18 protein-coding genes are annotated in these 17,184 nt (G+C 53.5%); 1 reads left to right on the top strand and 17 read right to left on the bottom strand.

All coding sequences use genetic code 11. The features are described from left to right. Positions 1–288 precede the first annotated feature (288 nt). From TY09_RS06640 to TY09_RS06650, 3 genes are all read right to left on the bottom strand, one after another. The gene (locus tag TY09_RS06640; protein WP_042432260.1) at positions 289–522 is read right to left on the bottom strand and encodes a hypothetical protein; all 234 of its coding nucleotides are present in this window, start codon (positions 520–522) and stop codon (positions 289–291) included. An 11-nt stretch (positions 523–533) separates the two neighbouring features. Next, on the bottom strand, positions 534–1,766 hold the full coding sequence (gene dinB, locus TY09_RS06645; protein ID WP_081759619.1) for a DNA polymerase IV: 1,233 nt from the start codon (positions 1,764–1,766) through the stop codon (positions 534–536). A 295-nt stretch (positions 1,767–2,061) separates the two neighbouring features. Further along, a complete protein-coding gene (locus TY09_RS06650) occupies positions 2,062–2,664 on the bottom strand; it encodes a 50S ribosomal protein L25 (RefSeq protein WP_042432262.1) in 603 nt (200 codons plus the stop codon). A 361-nt stretch (positions 2,665–3,025) separates the two neighbouring features. On the opposite strand from TY09_RS06650, the gene TY09_RS06655 reads away from it, so the two are divergent. Beyond that, on the top strand, positions 3,026–3,358 hold the full coding sequence (locus TY09_RS06655) for a FlxA-like family protein (RefSeq protein WP_009064176.1): 333 nt from the start codon (positions 3,026–3,028) through the stop codon (positions 3,356–3,358). A gap of 161 nt (positions 3,359–3,519) precedes the next feature. Here TY09_RS06655 and TY09_RS06660 read toward each other — a convergent pair whose 3' ends face one another. From TY09_RS06660 to TY09_RS18920, 14 genes are all read right to left on the bottom strand, one after another. Next, the gene (locus tag TY09_RS06660; RefSeq protein WP_042432263.1) at positions 3,520–4,059 is read right to left on the bottom strand and encodes a BMC domain-containing protein; all 540 of its coding nucleotides are present in this window, start codon (positions 4,057–4,059) and stop codon (positions 3,520–3,522) included. A gap of 5 nt (positions 4,060–4,064) precedes the next feature. Further along, entirely contained in the window at positions 4,065–5,420 is a 1,356-nt protein-coding gene (locus TY09_RS06665; RefSeq protein ID WP_042432267.1) for a 4Fe-4S dicluster domain-containing protein, read from the bottom strand. Positions 5,421–5,543: 123 nt separating this feature from the next. Continuing rightward, positions 5,544–5,825: a EutN/CcmL family microcompartment protein gene (locus tag TY09_RS06670; RefSeq protein WP_009063501.1), complete on the bottom strand. Its 282-nt coding sequence runs from the start codon at positions 5,823–5,825 to the stop codon at positions 5,544–5,546. Between the two features lie 29 nt (positions 5,826–5,854). Continuing rightward, positions 5,855–6,676: an ethanolamine utilization protein EutJ gene (gene eutJ, locus TY09_RS06675; RefSeq protein WP_009064170.1), complete on the bottom strand. Its 822-nt coding sequence runs from the start codon at positions 6,674–6,676 to the stop codon at positions 5,855–5,857. Positions 6,677–6,711: 35 nt separating this feature from the next. Next, complete coding sequence (locus TY09_RS06680; RefSeq protein WP_042432270.1) at positions 6,712–8,133, bottom strand: aldehyde dehydrogenase family protein; 1,422 nt, start codon at positions 8,131–8,133, stop codon at positions 6,712–6,714. A 139-nt stretch (positions 8,134–8,272) separates the two neighbouring features. Then, complete coding sequence (locus TY09_RS06685; RefSeq protein ID WP_042432272.1) at positions 8,273–8,917, bottom strand: phosphate propanoyltransferase; 645 nt, start codon at positions 8,915–8,917, stop codon at positions 8,273–8,275. Between the two features lie 75 nt (positions 8,918–8,992). Then, positions 8,993–9,262, bottom strand: a complete 270-nt coding sequence (locus TY09_RS06690) for a BMC domain-containing protein (protein WP_009064199.1) — start codon at positions 9,260–9,262, stop codon at positions 8,993–8,995. A 58-nt stretch (positions 9,263–9,320) separates the two neighbouring features. Then, positions 9,321–10,187 (bottom strand): hypothetical protein, encoded by an 867-nt coding sequence (locus TY09_RS06695; RefSeq protein ID WP_042432275.1) that lies wholly within the window; start codon positions 10,185–10,187, stop codon positions 9,321–9,323. A gap of 24 nt (positions 10,188–10,211) precedes the next feature. Continuing rightward, positions 10,212–11,408 carry a methionine adenosyltransferase gene (gene metK / locus TY09_RS06700; protein ID WP_042432278.1) on the bottom strand — a complete coding sequence of 399 codons (1,197 nt, stop codon included), beginning with the start codon at positions 11,406–11,408 and terminating at the stop codon, positions 10,212–10,214. Positions 11,409–11,432: 24 nt separating this feature from the next. Beyond that, positions 11,433–12,446 (bottom strand): response regulator, encoded by a 1,014-nt coding sequence (locus TY09_RS06705; protein ID WP_042432333.1) that lies wholly within the window; start codon positions 12,444–12,446, stop codon positions 11,433–11,435. Positions 12,447–12,448: 2 nt separating this feature from the next. Further along, positions 12,449–13,738 carry a sensor histidine kinase gene (locus TY09_RS06710; protein WP_042432284.1) on the bottom strand — a complete coding sequence of 430 codons (1,290 nt, stop codon included), beginning with the start codon at positions 13,736–13,738 and terminating at the stop codon, positions 12,449–12,451. 85 nt (positions 13,739–13,823) lie between these two features. Beyond that, positions 13,824–14,945 carry a 1-propanol dehydrogenase PduQ gene (locus TY09_RS06715; RefSeq protein ID WP_009063592.1) on the bottom strand — a complete coding sequence of 374 codons (1,122 nt, stop codon included), beginning with the start codon at positions 14,943–14,945 and terminating at the stop codon, positions 13,824–13,826. A 17-nt stretch (positions 14,946–14,962) separates the two neighbouring features. Then, positions 14,963–16,348 carry an aldehyde dehydrogenase gene (locus TY09_RS06720; RefSeq protein ID WP_042432287.1) on the bottom strand — a complete coding sequence of 462 codons (1,386 nt, stop codon included), beginning with the start codon at positions 16,346–16,348 and terminating at the stop codon, positions 14,963–14,965. After that, positions 16,345–17,172, bottom strand: a complete 828-nt coding sequence (locus TY09_RS18920) for a BMC domain-containing protein (RefSeq protein ID WP_042432289.1) — start codon at positions 17,170–17,172, stop codon at positions 16,345–16,347. The genes TY09_RS06720 and TY09_RS18920 overlap by 4 nt, the downstream gene beginning before the upstream one ends. Between the last annotated feature and the right edge of the window lie 12 nt (positions 17,173–17,184).

The following is a 17,184-nucleotide window of genomic DNA, read 5'->3' on the forward strand; positions in this document are numbered from 1 at the left end:
GAACACTCCGGCTGCGGGGGATCGTTGTTTTGGCATAAAAAAGCGGGGACAGGACGTTTGTATACCATCCCATCCCCCTGTCTACGGAGTTGCAGTCTCCATAAACAACGGCTAAGTCGCACTATGTAAATGATACAGCAATTTCCATATTTTGTAAATATCTGTTTTTATTTTCTCCCGTCTCCTGTCCGTCTACACGATCTTCCTCAGAAATATAGGCTGCGACAGCATACAGCGGCATGGTTTCTCTGCAGCGCTCTCATTCATGGCCAAAAGATGAACGCGCTTTTAATCTTTCCCCTCTACAAACCAGCGGTCATTCTCCAACCAGATATACCGTTCCTGCCCTTTCATCCGACATAAATAGCGAATCCCTGTACCACCGGCCCGCAGGGAGGCCGCCCGCTGCACATCCAACACTTTGTCAATTTCAAAAAGCTCGCCAGCAGACCAACGGACAGCCAAAGGAATAATATGGCCGTCTTCGGTATACCGTACAATCATATCAATATAACGTTTCATTCTTGCTTCCTTTAAAATATCGGGCCATACAACATAATATGGTCATGCTTGGGGTCAAATCCAGAGAGCTCCGGGTCCTGAAGCAATACTGCCGGCTGCACGGCGTTGGTGCCAAAACGCCTTTTCAGGCTGTCCACAGCAGTCTCCAGCTGTTCCCGGCGCAGCTGCTCCTGTCCTGCGCCAAACAAATCCATCTGCAGAGGAGTCGAATCACTGACCAAATCGGAGATACTGATGCCAAGGCTGCGAACGGGCCGCTGCCAGTGATAGTGCTGCATAAACAGCTCCATGCCTGCCTGTGCGATCTCGGCAGCACTGTTGGTGTAATGGCTCAGAGCATGCTGCCGCCCGAAAGTTTCAAGCTGATTATCTCGAACACTGATGCTGATGGTACGCCCCTTACAGCCATGCTCGCGCAGTCGGCGAGCGACGCTGTCTGCCAAAACATACAGGATAATTTTCGCATCCTCATTATCCACAAGGTCGCGAGGCGTGGTGGTGCTGTTGCCGATGCTTTTCGCCTCTTCCCGATCTTCGTAGCGGGCAACCGGCGTATTGTCAAAGCCGTTTGCATAAGCATACAGCACACTCCCCCATTTGCCAAACCAGCTTTTCAGCGTCTTTTCCGGAGTGTCGGCCAAATCCCCTATAGTATGCTTACAGTAAGACTGCAGCTTGCGCTGGGTGACTCTGCCGACATACAGCAAGGCGCCGACCGGCAACGGCCAGACCATCTCTTTGAAATTTCCCCGATGGATTTCTGTAACTGCGTCCGGTTTTTTGTAATCCGACCCCAGCTTCGCAAAAATTTTATTGTAAGATACGCCAATGCTCACGGTGATCCCCAGCTCCTGCCTGATCCGCAGGCGGATTTCCTGCGCGAGCTGTACGCCGTTCGCGCCTTCGGCGGTGACATCGAGCCAGCATTCATCCAGGCCAAACGGTTCCACCCGGTCCGTGTATTCCAGATAAATCTGATGGCAAAGCCGCGAGAATTGCTTGTAGAGCTCAAAGCGCGGCGGAACAACCATCAGATCGGGACACTTTTGCCGGGCCTGCCAGAGGGCCTCGCCTGTTTTAACGCCGTATTTCTTCGCCTGCTCGTTTTTGGCAAGAATAACACCGTGGCGCTGCTCCACATCGCCGCCCACGGCTGCCGGCCGGCCCCTCATTTCAGGCCGGTACAGACTTTCAACACTTGCATAAAAGCTGTTGCAGTCCGAATGTAATATGATTCGATCCACATTTCCACCACCAAACACACGTTCTATTCCTCTGATCATTCTAATACAGAACATGTGTTCTGGCAAGAGGAAAATAAAAACAAAATTCCGCAGTCCGTATAGACTGCGGGATTTTGAATGAAACCGAAATACAGGTAAAACAGCCCGCGTTTCACTTTACTGCATGAAAGAGAAAATCGAAAGCGTTTTTCAAAGCGGAAAACCGCTCCCGTAACAGCAATCCTCCCGGCAAAAATGCAGCCAGGAGGATTTTTTATTTTCCTCTAAAAAACAATGGGGAATCTATCTTTTCAGATCACGACTGATTCGCTGCTTCCTCTGCTGCGGTTTGGGTTTCTTCATCCGCATCAGCGACTACAGTTCTTACCGGCTTGATAACGGCGTAAATCTCGCCCTCCGGGGCAATCAGACGTACTCCGACAGGAAGATGGAAATCCGCGGCCGTAATGGCTTCTCCGGCCTTTTTACCGGAGACCTCAGTCACAATTTCGTCCGGGATCAGCGTCGCCTTTCCTTCCACTTCAACTTCAGAATGATATACCTGCAATTGCAGCAAATCGTGTTCCAATTCGCCATGGCCATGGAATACAATGGGAAGCTGCATCTTCACGTCCTGATCTTCCGAGATCATCTGGACAGACACATGAACCGCATTCCCATCCACAGGATGCCGCTGAACCTCTTTTAAAAATCCAAATTTCTTTTCGCCGCCCAGCATAACCCACAATTTTGCGCTGGTACCATGGCGTGCGATCACTTTGTTCAGACCACCGCTTTCAAACTGCACAGGAGTGGATGCGGTACCAGGCCCATTGAGAACCCCCGGAATAAAGCCTTCTCTTCTCACTTTTTTCGGCTTGTCTTTTCTGATCACTGCTTTTAAAGCAATCTCTTCCATCGTAAAAACACTCCTTTTCTTATAGTGACATTGTTCGTTACCTCGATTTTATACCTATCCCACAAAATGTCAAACGCAGGTTCCCGTAATAAAGCTGTGAGAATCGGACGAATCGCTCTCTTGGCCCGTATCAGGCGGCAAAGGCGGCGATTCTGATCCGATTTTCCCCGAATCTCAGGCAGAATCGCATCTGCCCTGCTCTTTCCTCCTTATTCGTCCTTATATTCTGTGAATTGGAGCTGCCGGGGGTGTTTTCTCAGAGAAAACTCACTGAATTCTAATTAAATAATATCCAGCCTACACCGATATGATTTATAGAAGAGTATTTACTTTATTTCAATACAAAGGACAGTGATCAGTCATGAGCATTTCTGCAATTTCAGGCACAAGCAGCTATACCACTACGGCCAGCAGCAACCAAAGTGAAATCAACAAGCTGCGCGCACAGGAAAAACAACTCCAGCAGGAACTGACCCAGCTGCAAAGCGACGTTTCAGGAGACGATTCCGAACAGGTTCAGCTACAGATTTCAACCGTGCAGCAGCAGATTACTCAGATTCAGCAGCAGATACAGCAGCTGCAGAACCAGTCGGCCAAACAGTCACAGGACAAGCAGCAAACCACGCAGGCGAAATTCAACGTAGGAGACACCGCAAGCTTTCCGGATGACCATCTGATCGACATTACCGTATGATCAAATAAAAGCCTTCTCTCCCATCCAGGGCGAGGGGGCTTTTATTTTGTGTATGGAGCTGTTTGCACTCGGTTCTGTAAATGAATAATGGCAAAAAGAAAGGCAGGCACCCGATTGATGCCTGCTTTTTATGGAGAGTAGTCTTATGAGTGAACAGTGTATTACAGCAGCGTTTGAAAAATCTTTTCGGAGGGGCGGGCAATCACCGTGGTGGAAAGCAGAAGCTCTGTTTCCGCAGTCGCCGCCGCAACCGCAGTTTTCACAGCCCCCACATCGCCCGTAAGAAGAACGACGCCCTTTCCCCCAATCGCATAGCCTATTTTCACTTCCATCAGCGTGATATCCGCGGCCTTTGCGGCAATATCCGCCGCGCGGATACCGGACGCTACCGAGTAAAATTCCATCACGCCAATCGCCCGAATCGCTTCTACCGGGTTTGTCAGGCCGATGGCAGGAATCAGCTGGGAATGAATGTTGGGAATCAGCAGGCTGTCTACATAGTATTCCCCCGCAACCTGAATTCCCCTTTCCATAGAAGTCTCAACATCGCTGGTGCTGCCGCCGATAATCACAAAGTATTTGCCAGGACAGACTGTGGAGGCCTTCACCAATTGCGCATTGGTCACCTTGACCATCTGATCGCTGACATCTATTCCGCGGGCAATGCTGGAAAGCTCAATTGCTCCAATTGCTTCTCTCATTGTCCTCAAGCCTCCCTATCGCGGCGGATCGATGCGCCGTCCTCATTGATTTCTGTGATGATCCCGCTGATGCTGGCATGAATATTCGCGGAGAGCCCCTGTGCAGCCGACGCCAGCAAATCACCCTTTTGCACCGTTTCCCCGGCCTGCACAGCCGGGACGGCGGGCTTTCCGATGTGCTGCCGGAACGAAATCCATACCTGCTCCGGGAAAAGCTCGGTGCAGTCATCCCCGGCATGCTGATGATAATACTCCGAAAGCCCCAGACGGGCCACCAGACGGTCGGTCGGCACCTTGCCGTACAAAGACCCTTCCCTTGCCTTTGGAGAAAGATTTCGCGGCACCTGAATGCCTTTCTCGCGCAGCCTGCCCTTCAGGTAAGCATTCACCTTGCGGGGCGACAGCCCCATGGGACAGGAGAACATTTCACACACGCCGCAGTCGCAGCAATTTACGGCCTGCCCAAATGCCTTTTCGTACTCGTCGTTGTCGGAAATCAGCTCCTCCCGGAACAGATTCCGCATCATCAGATGCGGCTGGATCTGATGCCCGATCAAATACCGCGGACACAGGCTGGTACACATCCGGCACTGAACGCAGGCGCTTTTGGCCTGTGTTTTAATCCGACCAAGCGGCAGCGCTGCCCGGCGCGCCAAATAATGTTCGTTTGACAGAACAATCAGGTTCCCTGTTGTTTTCGTTACCGCCAGACGATCGATTTCGGCAGGGTCGGTTACGACGCGCCCCATCATGGGGCCGCCGACGATCACAATATAATTTTGAAGGCGCGGGCGGGCACTGCTGATACACTCCCGCAGAGGCGTACCGAGCGGAACCCTGCGCATCACCGGGCGCTCCACCTCGCCGACGACGGACAGATATTTTTCCGTTACGGGGATTCCCTGCAGGGCGTCGTGAATATTCAGCAGAGTTCCCACGTTGTCTACCACAGCTCCCACATCGAGCGGGATTCCGCGTTCGGGAACCGAGGTGCCGCAGACCTGCTGAATCAGCACCTGCTCATCCCCGGCCGGATAAAAGGACGGCATCTCGAATAGTTCGATCTGCGCGCCGGAGGCCGTGATGGCCTGCCGCAGCATGGCGGACTCTTTGACATATTTCTTTTTCAGAGCGATCACGGCTCTCTTGGCGCCGACGTGGGCCGCCACCGCACCGACCGCCTGAACGATCTGATCCGGGAAGGTACGCATCAAATACTTATCCGTTTCGATCAGCGGCTCGCATTCCGCGCCGTTCACCACAAAGCACTCCGCCTTGGCGGAAAGCTTTACATGCGTGGGGAACCCGGCTCCGCCGGCCCCTACCACACCCGCGGCCTTTACCGCTTCGATCAAATCCATACGATCACCATCCTGCCTCATTGATACCGATCTTCCGTTAAAACCGTGTATCAAAACTGGTTGTCTCTCCCCGCTTTCAACGAGAGAGGACAACTGTTTCTTACTTTGAATCAGTCATTTCTACTACAGCACATTGGTGTTGATTTCTTTATCGTCTATGATGCCGACGACGGTTGCGTCCACCGGAACATCAGGGCGCCCGACTGCGGTCCGGGCGGAGCTCCCGCTGACGATCAGTACCGTCTCACCGATTCCCGCGCCGATGCTGTCTACCGCAACGATCGGGGTTCCCGGCTTTCCTCCCTCCAGCAGATCAAGAGGGCAAACAACCAGAAATTTGAGTCCCCTCAGGCTTTCTTCCTTCCGGGTTGACCAGATATTTCCAATCACCTTTCCTACCAGCATAAAAAGCTCCTCCCGCTCCCGTTGAGGGGTTATTTTTCAATACAGTTCATGGCAATCCCCGCCGGTGTGACCAGAAATGGATTTTCCGGTTTATAGGTGGGGATTCCGGTTTCCTTTTCAAAGACCGATTCCACCCCGGCCAGACAGCAGGTTCCGCCGCACAGATAAATCGCGCTGACGGTTTCTTTGCTGACGTATTTTTTCACAATGGCCGCCATCTTCTCGATCACTGCCTTAACGACGGGGAAAATCTCCGCGTGGCGCGAGGAATCGAGCTTGATGGCCTCCGCTTCGGCAATCGGGATCTGATAGCTGCCCGCCAGGACCAGCGTCAGGTGCGTGCCGCCTGTCGGCTCGTCTTCGATCTGAACCACCTTGCCGTCCTTTAAAACGGCAAGGCCCGTGGTGCCGCCGCCGATGTCTACCACGACTCCGTCGGAAACACGGTAAATGGTGTTGGCAGCGGTCGGCTCGTCGAGAACATTAATCACCTGCATTCCCGCGCTTTCCGCCACATAGGTGTGCGTTTTCAGGCTGCTGTCGGTTCCGGCCGGCATGGCGATGGCGCATCGCTCCAAAGGCTGGCCCAGGCGGGCCTCCAGCTTCTCTTTCAGCTCGCGCACAATGCGGCAGGCCCCAACGTAATCCACGACCACGCCGTCGCGCAGGACACTCGCCGCCCGCTTTTCGCAGGCGATCGGGCGATCCTCGGCGTCCAGTACGACAAGTACGATATAAGCGGTACCCAAATCGAGCCCCACCTTCAGTTTGCCGGGGCACGGCTCAAAGGTTTCCTTTTCAGAGCGCTCAACCTGCGCAATATATTCATTGATTCGTTCCAGTTCCAGCAATGCGGGCAGCCTCCGTTTCCGTTGATTTTTCCCGCTCAGCGGATGTGCAGCGCATCAGACATGACGCAGCGGCGCTTTCTGCAGAAAGAACGGGCAGTCGTCAGGCCTTCTCCGGTCGGGCCCGCAATCGTAAAAGTAGTGCAGCCTTCCCCGCCCACACCGATTCCGGCATAGGACGGCGCATTCTTGACGAAGATCGTTGTCTGCAGCAGCTTTGCCATCTTCGTCAGCTTGTCGACGTTCTTCGAGTGCATCATGGCGGTATGGCGGTTGCCGCGCTCGGCCACCAGCGCAATCTCAATGGCCTCATCCACATTCTCGGCCCGAACGATCGGCAGGATCGGCATCATTAGCTCTTCCATCACAAACGGATGATCCTTCTGCGTTTCCATCAGGATCACGCGCGCGTTTTCTCCGCCGCTGATCCCCAGCTTATTCAGAATATAAGGAGCGCTTTTCCCGACAAACTCCACCTTGGGGCCGCCCTTTTCATTGGTGACCAGCTGAAGCAGGCGGCTGATAGCGCTTTCCTCTTTCAGCTCGAACGCACCGACGCGCTTCATATGCCAGATCAGGCAGTCTGCGATGGTATCGACCGCGATGACCTCTTTTTCCGCGATACAGGGCAGGTTGTTGTCGAAGCTGCAGCCGTCGACGATGTCTTTGGCCGCTTTCTCAATGTCCGCCGTTTCGTCCACGACGACAGGGGGATTGCCCGCGCCCGCGCCGATGGCCTTTTTGCCGGTCGACATGACCATTTTAACGATTCCAGGGCCGCCTGTGGCGACCAGCACCCGAATCTTAGGATGCTTGATCATCAGATTGGTGTTCTCAACGGAGGGCTCGCGCACCGTTACGATCAGGTTTGCGGGAGCCCCCGCCTTTTCCAGCGCCTGATTCAGCGCCGTTACCAGCACATGGGTCACGTTCTTCGCTCTGGGATGAGGACTGAACACGACAGTATTTCCGCCCGCCAGCATCGCAATGGAATTGCAGATGATGGTTTCGGTCGGGTTCGTCGCGGGAGTGACCGCGCCGATGACACCGAAGGGGCAGTATTCCACCAGAGTCAGGCCGCGGTCGCCGGTCATCGCCTCAGTGACAAGGTCTTCGGTGCCGGGGGATTTCTCCGCCGCCAAACGGTTTTTGATCAGCTTATGTTCATAGTTGCCCATGCCGGTTTCTTCGACTGCCATGCGCGAAATTTTCTGGAGCATCTCCGGCTCCAGCACCGTCTGGCGGATCACATCGACATATTTCTGGCGATCCTCCATGGTAGAAAACAGGTATTTTCTCTGAGCCGCTTCGCTGGCCTGTACCGCGTCATCCATGGAATCGAAAATCCCGTAGCTGTCGCCGCAGGTTTCGTTTTCCTCACACGCCGCAGCGCTCCCGCTTTTCATTTCTTCCATCACCAGGCGGGCGACCTGCTCGATCAATTTATCATCTAATTTCATAGCTGTCAGCTCCTTATCGTAAACTCACTCTAAAATCGGTTCATCAAAAAGTGGGCATTGATCTCTTCCTTTTCGACAGGGAGATCAAACTGTTTTAAAACAAACACACTTTTCAAGTGAATCGATACTACTTTCAAATTCAGCGGCATTTGCGGATCAGGACATAATCGTTGTTTTTCAGCCCGCATGCATTTGCCTCATCGGTATCCACATGGATTTCCAGCGCAGATTTCTCTGAAACGCGAACCAGCACGTTCCCAAGCACACAGCGCCTCTCGCCGCAGGTTTCCACCTCGACGATCTCTTTGTCGCAAATTCCCATACGCTTCGCAATCTCTGGCGTAGCATGAATATGACGCAGCGCCACAATGGCGCCGCAGGGCAGTTCCAGCGTTCCCAGCGGGCCGCAGAGCTGCAGGCCGGGCGTGTTTTCCAGCTGACCCGATTCGCGGATGGGCGCCTTGACCCCCAGCCGGAAGCTGTCGGAAAGGGAAATCTCCACCTGACTCTTGGGACGCACCGGCCCCAGAATACGAACGTTCTCAAAGCTGCCCTTCGGCCCGATGATCGTGACTGTTTCTTTGGCTGCGAATTGACCGGGCTGCCCCAGCTCCTTGATAGAAGTCAGCTGATACCCGGGGCCGAACAGCGTCTCCAGATCCGCCTGGCTCAAATGCACATGCCGGTTCGATACCCCCACCGGCACTATATTGTTCTGCATTTCGCGCAGCCGCTCCAAAACAAGCTTTGCAATGGTTTCCACCGTTTGATCTGTGTGCTTCAACCCTTGCACACCTCCCTGCTTTCAATTCCGGCCCGCCGCAAAGGTGCGGTCGGGCCGGTCATTCCCTGCCGCAGCTTACGGCAGTATTTTTTCTGTGTCTGAATGGGGCCGGGGAATCACATGGCGGGAAACGACCTCTCCCACTGCGTCTGCCGCCGCTACGCCGGCGTCTACCGACGCTTTGACCGCGCCGACATCCCCGCGCACCATAACCGTTACCAGGCCGGAGCCGATTTTCTCGTAGCCGATTAGAACGACATTTGCCGCTTTCACCATGGCATCTGCCGCTTCAATCGCGCCGACGAGTCCTTTTGTCTCGATCATGCCCAATGCTTCGTTTGACATATTGCATTCCTCCTGTTTCAAAAATAAAGTGGTCTATCTAAGCCCGGCAAAATCCGGTTTACGCAAACAATCCGTTTACGAGGAACATGCTGAGCATAATGGTAAAGGCCGGCGGGTCAATATGGGTATCGCAGTGGCTGTTAAAGGTTTTGGCCAGCGTGTCGCCCAGAACCGTGCAGAAAATCGCCACCAGAACGCCGATCCATACATTCCCCGTCATCACAGCCGCCGAAGCCGCCGGTAAGGTGATGTGGTGAGAAGCCGGGGCGGCAAAGCCCGTCTGAACAAAAATCAGGCTGACCGCACTCAGGCCGAAGCAGGCGATCGGGAACATTGCCATCGCCTCTTTCGAAGCGCCCGAGGACAAGAGAGAAACCGCCACGCCGCTGACCGCAGCGCCGATGCCGAGCCCCAGCAGGATATTATATACCAGCGGGCTGCCCGTCGGCACCCATGCCCTCTTTTCGGTTCCCTCATATTTGCCGAACAGACCGGTGGTGCCAAACACCAGACGTGTAATAATTGCGAGCGTGATCACCGTAATGGCGGGCAGATCCGTTCTCAGGTGAAGAATATCACCGTAGAAGAACTTGATGAGATAGCCCATCACACCAAACATTCCACCCACGCAAATCACGGCGGAACTGCCTGTGCCGTTCAGGGAATACAGGATATCCGCGCCATTGGGAATCAGCTTTTTCTTGCCCGCAAAGGCTGCCGCAGCAACACCGCCGGCAAAAGCGATATGCGGCCCCAGCATGGAACCGAACGTGATACTGCCGATCGAAAGCTCGGCAATCCCCGCCATCCCCATCAGGCCACCTACGACCGCAAATACGCCTGTTAAAATAAATACCGGCAGCGCTCCCAGCATTGCGCCCAAAACTCCTCCGCCAAAGGCCGCGACCAGCGCGAATAAATCCATACCTCTCAACCTTTCCTGATTAAATTAAATAAATATGTTACTGATACAAGTCACCGCTTTTTTTCTTAAAGATTCTGTCCGATCTGTTTTCTCCCACTGAAAGCCCTGATCCTCCCGGCCAAAATGACCATAAGCCGCAGTTTTTAAAAATTGAGGCCGGCGCAGCTGGAGCTGCTCGAGAATGTGCGAAACGGAAAAAGAAAATTCCTCTTTGACGATCCGGTTCAGGTCATTCAAGGGAATGCGTTGTGTACCAAAGGGATTTACCGTAACCGCCTCGGGCTCCGGCAGGCCGATGGCGTAAGCAAGAGAAACCTCGCAGCGCCCCGCCAGGCCCGCGGCCACAATGTTTTTTGCCGCATACCGGGCCATGTAAGCCGCAGACCGGTCTACCTTTGTCGGGTCTTTTCCCGAAAAGGCTCCTCCCCCATGGCGGCCCATACCGCCGTACGTATCCACCATGATTTTTCTGCCGGTCAGGCCGACATCGGCCGCCGGACCGCCCGTAACAAAGCGCCCCGTAGGGTTAATATGTATTTTCGTGTGATAGCTGATGAGCCCGGAATCGACCACGGAATGGATCACTTCGTTTAAAATCGCGTCCCGCAGGTAATCATACTCGATTCCGTCATCGTGCTGTGCCGAAACAATGATACTGGTAATTTCAAGCGGCTTTCCCTCGGGAGAATACCGCATGGTCACCTGTGTTTTTCCATCCGGATACAGCCAGGGCAAAAGCTCCTGATGCCGTACATCCGCCAGCCGCTTTGCCAGTTTATGAGCGAGCTCTGCCGTGAGCGGCATGTAACTGCGCGTTTCATTGCACGCATAGCCATACATGATCCCCTGGTCCCCGGCGCCAAGGCTCGTGCTGGTGCCGACCGGCTGATTTTCTCCATCCACCCCTCTGGCGATATCCGCAGACTGGGCGTTCAGATTCGTCAAAACCATACAGGTGCGGTAATCCATGCCCTTTTTCTCATCGGTATACCCAACGCTCTGCAGAATCCTGCGGGCCACGTCCTCCACATCGACCTTCTCGCTGGAGGTCACCTCGCCGGCGATCATGACCACCCCGGGTGATACCATGGTTTCCACCGCGACCCGGGCATTGGGGTCCTTCGTCAGGTAGGCATCCAGAATTCCGTCGGAAATCTGGTCGCACACCTTATCGGGATGCCCCTCCGTCACCGATTCTGAAGTTACCAAATAATCGCACATCACTGTCACCTGTCCCTTGCACCGCTACCGTTCGGAGGATGCTCCGACGGCTTTTTTATATTGATAGACGGTTATGTTCTCGTACTTTTTGAAAACCTTGCTGAAATAGCCGCTTTCATTGTAGCCCAGGCGGAACGCAACATCTGCGATGCTCAGGTCCGTAGACTGGAAATATTCCTTTGCGAGCATCAGCTTTCTCAAATGCAGATATTCCATGACACTGACATTCAGGCAGTTCTTGAAGATGCGGCTAAGATACCCCTGGCTGACCGCACAGTTTTCGATGATCTGCGTCAGGCCGATCTCCTCCTGAATGTGCGCATTGATGTAAGAGAATACATTCTGCAGCAGCTCGTATTTGCGGATGCTGGTCTGCTGAAAAATGTAGTCCAGAACGCGGAACAGCCAAATCTCCATCCCGGCGGGAGAAGCGAGATACGCCTCACTGAGCGGGAACATTTCCGCGCAATCAACCGGCCGGGCAGAAACACGGCCCAGATGATTGAAAATGTTTTGTCCCAGCTGCTCCGCAGCCGTTTTGATCTGCCCGCGGTTTGTACCGCAGCTTCGGTACAGCTCCTGAACGATTTCGGGAACCTGGTAATACATCTGCTTAAAGTCCTTTTCCTTTAGAACCTTTAAGGTCATATTCCAGTACAGCTGCTCCGGCTGGCTGTTTCGGCTGTGCTTTTCCAGCAATGTCCGGATCATGTCGCAGGAAACAGGCTTTGAAATGTATTCCTTTACCTTGGCGCGCAGCGCTTCAATGGCAAAATCAAAATGATTGTACGAAGACAATATGTAGATCGTGATTTCGGGATTGTTGGCATAGATTCGTTTGCTCGCCTCAATTCCGGACATTCCGGGCATCATGATGTCCATAAACACAATATCCGGCTTTTCCTTTCGGCACAGCTCCACCGCATCTTCCCCATTGCTGACGGAAAACGCGACCTCAAATCCGGGCACTTTTTCGATCATGATCTGCAAAGCGTCCCGCATTAGCTGTTCGTCATCTGCAATCAATATCTTATACATGATCAATTAGCCTTTTCATCAAAGTTTTTTGGGTAGCGTACGGTACTGGTGGTTCCAACGCCATCCACGCTTTTGATTACAGCATCATATCCGGCACCAAAGGAATTGACCAGCCTTTGCCGGGAAAACGCGATACTGGCCTCGATTGCGCCGCCTTCATAAGAGCCCTTATATTGCTTAAACAGCTGGGCGATCTTCTTGTCGCTGAAGCCCGGGCCGTCGTCTTCCATCTGGAATACGACGTCATCCCCCTGATACTGTGCGGCGATCCGCAGCGTGCCGTGCTCTTTCTTTTGCCCAATTCCGTAGAAAACGGCTCTCTCTACAAACGGGAGCAAAATCCTGCTCGGAATCTTCTGCATATTCAGTTCGTCTGAAATATCGAGCACATATTGCAGTTGGTCGCCCATCCGCTCTTTCTGGATTTTCAGGTAGCGCTCCAGATTCTCAATTTCATCCGATACGAAAACGTTATCCCTTGTTTCAGAAAAATTAAACTTCATGAACTCTGCAAACAAATTGATCGCACGGTTGGTACGGGGAGCGTCCTCCACCACGGAAAGATTGGAGATCGCGTTCAGACTCTTGAACAGAAAATAGGGATTCATCTGTGTTTTCAGTGCGGCCAGCTCGGCCTCCATCTCTTTTTTCTGTTCATTGAGCACTTCCAGCTCTTTACCCAGATTTTCCTTCTGAACCAGGCGGGACAATTCCTTTTCTGCAAGCTGGTTGACGATCAAAGAAACCAGATTGGCAATATGAAAGAACTTTTCATAGGGATAGACGGCAATCGACTCAAACAGCTGGTTCATTTCCGGGTCTTCTCTGTGATTGCGGTCATGGTGCAGAACATTTTCCAGCCGGCAAATATCCGTCGGGGCATCCCCACAGCGGATCTGTCCGCCGATAAAGCCCCCGAGATAATGTCCCCGGACGATGATCGGAATCGCAATTTCGATCAGCCCGCACGGACAAAAATAAACGTAGGTTTTTTGGGTCACCGCTGCCTGAATCGCACCAAACGCGTCGGACGACATACAGATTCGCTTGGCGTTTTCATCTTTGCGAACCTGTTGACAGAAGGGAGTAAAAGAAGTCATTTCGGTAATCGGTTCGCCCCGGTAATCAACTGTTACAAAGGCAAGGCCGGTTGCCTTCGCTATTTTATCCTGGATATTCTCCAGAACCTTGATGCCAAAGAGACGCGCGATGCTGAAATTGTTGATGGAGCCATCTTCTTCAGAAATCGCATGGAAGCCGGAATGAAGATCAGATTCAAATAATTTTTCCATACTTAACATCCCTTTCCTTGTTCAAGAATGATTACAATAAAGCATTTATCCCTATTATAATGGATTCTTGTCTGCAAAGGAAAGACTAATAAATCGAATTTAATATTTTCACCACGTCTTCCGCCGCAGCTTTTGTTGGATTTAACGAAAGGCTCCAATCCTTTAGTGTGTTCAGGGTGAGCGTTGCCAGAGAATGGTCATATTCCTTTCGGGAGATTCCGCAATCTCTGATCGTGCCGGGCATTTTCATCTGGAATTTTAAATCTTCAACATAGCGGATCAAATCCCAGACCGCATCCTGATCGCTCTTTGTTCCCACCGAAATACCTGTGCGCCGCGCAAGGTCAGCATACCGGGCGCAAACAGCCGGGTCTTTGCCGTTAAACAGAATCACCTCCTTCAATACCAGCGCATTGGCCAGACCGTGCGGAATGTAACTGTGAAACACACCGCCGAGCGAATGCGCCAGAGCGTGGGAGAGGCCCAGCCCGGCTTTGTTGAAGGCGATTCCCGCAAAGGTAGATGCCTCGTGCATTCGGGTTCTCGCCTCCAGATCGCTTCCGTTGCTGTAACAGGTCAGAAGCGAGGAATAGACAAATTCCACCGCTTTTTCCGCCATCGCGTCGCTGAACGGATCGGCGCGGAGCCCTACATAAGCCTCCAGAGCGTGCGTCAGAACGTCCACGCCGGTATTGGCCGTGATGCGCGGCGGCACAGATAAAACGAGACGTGCGTCCAGAATCGCCTCATCCGGAAGAATACTGTCGTCCACGATCATATGCTTGGCATGGGATTCCTCATCGGTCAGTACGCTGACGGAGGTCACCTCCGACCCGGTGCCGCTGGTAGTGGGCACGGCGATCAGTCTTACGTCCGAGCCGCCGGGCATCTGCTTTGAAAAATACAAAACGCCTTTTGCAGTGTCAATCGCAGAACCGCCGCCCAGGGCGATCATCACCTGGGGCGCGAAGCGCTGGAACTCGACCAGGGCCTTTGCCACCGTGTCCATCGGCGGATCCGGAACAACCTTATGGAAAATTCGTACTTCGCAGGAATTATCGACGGCCTCCAGCAGCTGCCTTACTCCGCCGCTGCCCAACAGGAATTCATCGCAAACCAAAAAGATTTTTTGGTTCCGGTAAGCGGAAAGCACCTGCAAGGAGCCGATTCCGCTGTAAATTTTCGTTTTTAAAAATATGGTGTGCAAGGTGTCCTCCTTTTCTTTCAGCGAATGGAAAATGCGTTGGCCAAGGTACATCTTCTTCTTCTGCAGAAGTGCCGGGCGGTTGTGGTTCCCTCCCCGGTGGCGGTGGCAATCGTGAAGCTCGTATCGCCTTCCCCGTCAAACCCGATGCCCGCCAGCGCGGAGCTGTTTTTGACGAACACTGCTGTCTGCAGCTTTTGCGCGGCGTAATTGAGCCGTTCGATCATCCGCGAATGGATGGTTGCCGTGTGGCGCAGTCCCTGCTCGATCTCGCAGGCGAATTCCACGGCCTGCTCGAAGTCCTTCGCACGCACCAGCGGAACCAAGGGCATGAGCATCTCTTCCGTCACAAACGGATGCTGGCGAACCGTATCCACGACGATCAGTTGTACCGAATCATCGCAGTCCATACCGGCTGCAGAAAGAATCTCCGGCGCGCTTTTTCCCTCCAGGGCCTTGTTTGGAACCATTTCCGGCGTTACTGTCGCCAGCGTAAGCTGGAGCATCTCCTGCTGATCGCTGACACAATGTACATGATTTTTCTTCAGCTCGCGGAGAAATTCATCCGCGACCGAGTCGACAATGACAATGCTCTTTTCGGTAATACACGTCAGATTGTTGTCAAAAGAAGTGCTGAACACGATGTCGCGGGCAGCCTTTTGCAGGTCTGCCGTTTCATCGATAATGGCCACCGGATTGGCGGGGCCGGCCCCGATCACCTTTTTCCCGCAGGACATGGCCTGCCGAAGCATTCCCATTCCGCCGGTGGCAATCACCAGAGAAATATCGGGGTGTGTCATCAGCTCGCGCGTCACCGCCATAGAGGTTTCACTGAGGGTGGAAACCAGATTGTCGATTCCGCAGGTACGGCTGATGGCCTTGCTGATCAGCTCTGTCACAAACTGAGAAACCTCCAGTGCTCTGGGATGCGGCACATGAATCACCGCATTGCCGGCTGCGAGAAGACCGATCGTATTGCAGATCAGCGTTTCGCAGGGATTGGTGCAGGGCTGCACCGCACACACAACACCGTAAGAGGAAAGCTCATACAGCGTCATTCCATGGTCGCCGGTTTTTACCTCAGTAATCAGGTCTTCCGTGCCCGGTGTTTTCTGAAGGACGAGAAGAAGCTTCTTTTTCTTGTCCTCGGCAATTCCCATACCGGTTTCTTCAACCGTCATGCGTGCCAGATCATCCACTTTTGTAAGCAAATCCGCTTTTACGGCATCGATCACCTGCTGACGCTGATTTAAGGTAAGCAGAGAATACTGCCGGTATGCGCTGGCCGCTACCGCGACCGCGTCATCCACGGAGCAAAAAACACCGCTTTTCAGTGTGCGGCTGTTATTTTTCAGGTAATCCTGACAAACCTGGCCCACAAGGACTCCCACTTGCTCTGCGTTCATCTACTCTCCTCCCCTGGCTGCTGAAAATCGGCATCCGCCGGTTTTTTCTTGTTTTTTGCGGGACGCCCCGGCGATTTTGCCGGCCTGCCTTTTTTGACAGGGGTTTCGGTTTTCTTTTGCGATACAGGGCTATCTGTATCACTTGCCGGCGGCTGGGCTTCGACCGGAACCTCATCCTTCACCGCATTTTCAGAATCGGTCTGCCGGTACTCTATGGTGAAAGAGCTTTCGTGTGCCGGCTCTTGGCTTTCCTCGGGCGGCTCAGTCTCTTTCTCAGAAGGCAGTTCTGCCGGCGGCACGGCGGATTCTTCTTGTTCGGATTTTTCCGGCTGCGGCTCTGCTTTCTCCGGCACGGCTTCCTCGAGCGAAATCGTCGTCTCTTCCGGCTGCATCGTCACGGGCTCTTCTGCCGATTCGGCATTCTCTTCTGAATCCGATTGCTGCGGTTCTGGTAACGGCTCGCTCTGCGAATCCTGCAGCGGCAAATCCTCTGTAGGAGGCGGATCACTCGGCCCAGGGTCCTCCGGAGGCGGTGCCTGCCCCAGCCCGGAGGCTTTGCAGAACATCTCACCGATGCTCGGCGCCGGGCGCGGAATGACTTTGAAGGACACCAGCTGACCGTTTTGCTCCGCTACGGCCCGGCCGGTCTGCACCGACGCGGTAACTGCGCCCACATCGCCGGAAACCTTAATGGTAATCCAGCCAAAGCCCTTTGCTTTTTCGATGCCGATCAACCCCACATTCGCGGTCTTCACCATTGCGTCCGCCACGGCGATTGCCCCGGCCAGTCCTTTGATTTCTACCAGACCCAATGCGTCGTTCATTTGGCCACCTCG

Source organism: Faecalispora jeddahensis, from assembly GCF_000577335.1.
GTDB lineage: Bacteria > Bacillota > Clostridia > Oscillospirales > Acutalibacteraceae > Faecalispora > Faecalispora jeddahensis.

Excerpts from the sequence above, each read along its gene's own strand:
- TY09_RS06640 (WP_042432260.1), bottom strand. The coding sequence starts at position 522 with ATGAAACGTTATATTGATATGATTGTACGGTATACCGAAGACGGCCAT.
- TY09_RS06650 (WP_042432262.1), bottom strand. The coding sequence starts at position 2,664 with ATGGAAGAGATTGCTTTAAAAGCAGTGATCAGAAAAGACAAGCCGAAA.
- TY09_RS06655 (WP_009064176.1), top strand. The coding sequence starts at position 3,026 with ATGAGCATTTCTGCAATTTCAGGCACAAGCAGCTATACCACTACGGCC.
- TY09_RS06660 (WP_042432263.1), bottom strand. The coding sequence starts at position 4,059 with ATGAGAGAAGCAATTGGAGCAATTGAGCTTTCCAGCATTGCCCGCGGA.
- TY09_RS06665 (WP_042432267.1), bottom strand. The coding sequence starts at position 5,420 with ATGGATTTGATCGAAGCGGTAAAGGCCGCGGGTGTGGTAGGGGCCGGC.
- TY09_RS06670 (WP_009063501.1), bottom strand. The coding sequence starts at position 5,825 with ATGCTGGTAGGAAAGGTGATTGGAAATATCTGGTCAACCCGGAAGGAA.
- TY09_RS06680 (WP_042432270.1), bottom strand. The coding sequence starts at position 8,133 with ATGAAATTAGATGATAAATTGATCGAGCAGGTCGCCCGCCTGGTGATG.
- TY09_RS06690 (WP_009064199.1), bottom strand. The coding sequence starts at position 9,262 with ATGTCAAACGAAGCATTGGGCATGATCGAGACAAAAGGACTCGTCGGC.
- TY09_RS06695 (WP_042432275.1), bottom strand. The coding sequence starts at position 10,187 with ATGGATTTATTCGCGCTGGTCGCGGCCTTTGGCGGAGGAGTTTTGGGC.
- metK (WP_042432278.1), bottom strand. The coding sequence starts at position 11,408 with ATGTGCGATTATTTGGTAACTTCAGAATCGGTGACGGAGGGGCATCCC.
- TY09_RS06705 (WP_042432333.1), bottom strand. The coding sequence starts at position 12,446 with ATGTATAAGATATTGATTGCAGATGACGAACAGCTAATGCGGGACGCT.
- TY09_RS06710 (WP_042432284.1), bottom strand. The coding sequence starts at position 13,738 with ATGGAAAAATTATTTGAATCTGATCTTCATTCCGGCTTCCATGCGATT.
- TY09_RS06720 (WP_042432287.1), bottom strand. The coding sequence starts at position 16,348 with ATGAACGCAGAGCAAGTGGGAGTCCTTGTGGGCCAGGTTTGTCAGGAT.
- TY09_RS18920 (WP_042432289.1), bottom strand. The coding sequence starts at position 17,172 with ATGAACGACGCATTGGGTCTGGTAGAAATCAAAGGACTGGCCGGGGCA.